Origin of the sequence: Azospirillum sp. ST 5-10 (genome assembly GCF_051225715.1) — a bacterium.
Lineage (GTDB): Bacteria > Pseudomonadota > Alphaproteobacteria > Azospirillales > Azospirillaceae > Azospirillum.
Window position 1 is genome coordinate 1 of the sequence record NZ_JBPJSP010000080.1, and the last position, 1,468, is coordinate 1,468.

The following is a 1,468-nucleotide window of genomic DNA, read 5'->3' on the forward strand; positions in this document are numbered from 1 at the left end:
CTTGTATGACTTCCACTCATCGGGCGACCTCCTGATAGGATGGTTGGCCTGAAGGCCGGGAGAGGGTCGCCGCGTTCCGCTCGAAGCTGTGTCTTCGTCTGTGAGATTGGCGCCCTCGCCCGGTGCTTTTTGCCCGGACGGTATCCGGCGGTGTCGCAGCGAGGGGGCGGATGACCGCCCCGATCGGGGCGGTCATCCGCGCATGGACAAGCAGGGGCACGAGCACCGGCTCCGAGGCTTCCGGCCGAACCGGAAGGGGAGTGGCATGCAGTTCGTCGGCATCGACATCGCGTCGGAAACCCACGTCTTCGCCGTCCTCGGCACGGACGGCACGGTCCTGGTCAAACCCAAGGCGATCGACGAGGACGCGGCCGGACACGGCGCCTTGCTGGCGGCGCTGGCGCCGCCGGGTGAGGCGCTGGTGGTCATGGAGGCGACCGGGCACTACTGGAAAAACCTGTTCGCCGTGCTGGCGGCCAAGGGCTATGACGTCGCCCTGATCAACCCGCTGCGCACCCATCGCTTCCAGGGCGAGAGCCTGGAGCGCACCAAGACCGACGCCATCGATGCTCTCGGCCTGGCCCGCTTCGGCCGGGAAAAGCGCCCGCCGGCGACGCGGCTGGGCAGCCGGGCCAGCGAGGAGCTGCGCGAACTGGTCCGCCACCGCGACCGGCTGCGCCAGGACTTCGACGACCGCGTCCGCCAGCTCCACCGGCTGGTCGATCTCGGCTTTCCGGAGTTCCGCCGCTACGTGCGCACCCTCGACAGCATGCTGGCCACCGCCATCCTGGCCGAATACCCCACCGCCGAGGCCGTCGCCAAAGCCACCCCACGTCGGCTGGCCAAGCTGCGCTACGACGGCCGGCACGCCATCGGGGCCGAGCTGGCCGACCAGCTCGTCGCCGCGGCCAAGCGCTCGGTCGGCCAGCACCACGGCACCGCCTACCGCCTTCAGGTCCGCGATATCTGCCAAGATCTCGACCTGTGGCGCCGCCGTCTGGCCGACCGCGACGACGACATCGCCCGCCTGCTCGACGAGCATGAGGTTGGCACGCTGCTGACCTCCATCGACGGCATCGGACCCGGCACCGCCGCCCGCCTCATCGCCGAACTGGGCGATCCGGCCCGCTTCGACAGCGCCGCCGCCCTGGCCGCCTATGTCGGGGTGGTGCCGGCGCTGCGCCACTCCGGCAAACGCCGACCCAGCCGAGCCGGGATCACACCTATCGGCAACGCCCGCCTGCGCACCGCCTTGTGGATGCCCACCCTCACCGCCGTCAAGCGCAACCCCTGGCTCAAAGCCTTCTACGACCGCCTGCGCGCCCAGGGAAAGCCCGCCAAGCTCGCCATCGTCGCCGCCATGCGCAAGCTCCTCGTCGCCGTCTACGCCGTCGCCAAGGCCCGAAAGCCCTTCGAACCAAAGCTCGCCCCCTGAAAATAGGGCTTGCTCAACGTGACGGTATCTCAC

General features: G+C 69.8%; 1 protein-coding gene. It reads left to right on the forward strand.

Annotated elements, in window-relative coordinates; translation table 11 throughout:
• Positions 1 to 265 precede the first annotated feature (265 nt).
• Positions 266 to 1,435 (forward strand): IS110 family transposase, encoded by a 1,170-nt coding sequence (locus ACSBPG_RS31870; RefSeq protein ID WP_435541280.1) that lies wholly within the window; start codon positions 266 to 268, stop codon positions 1,433 to 1,435.
• Positions 1,436 to 1,468: the final 33 nt, after the last annotated feature.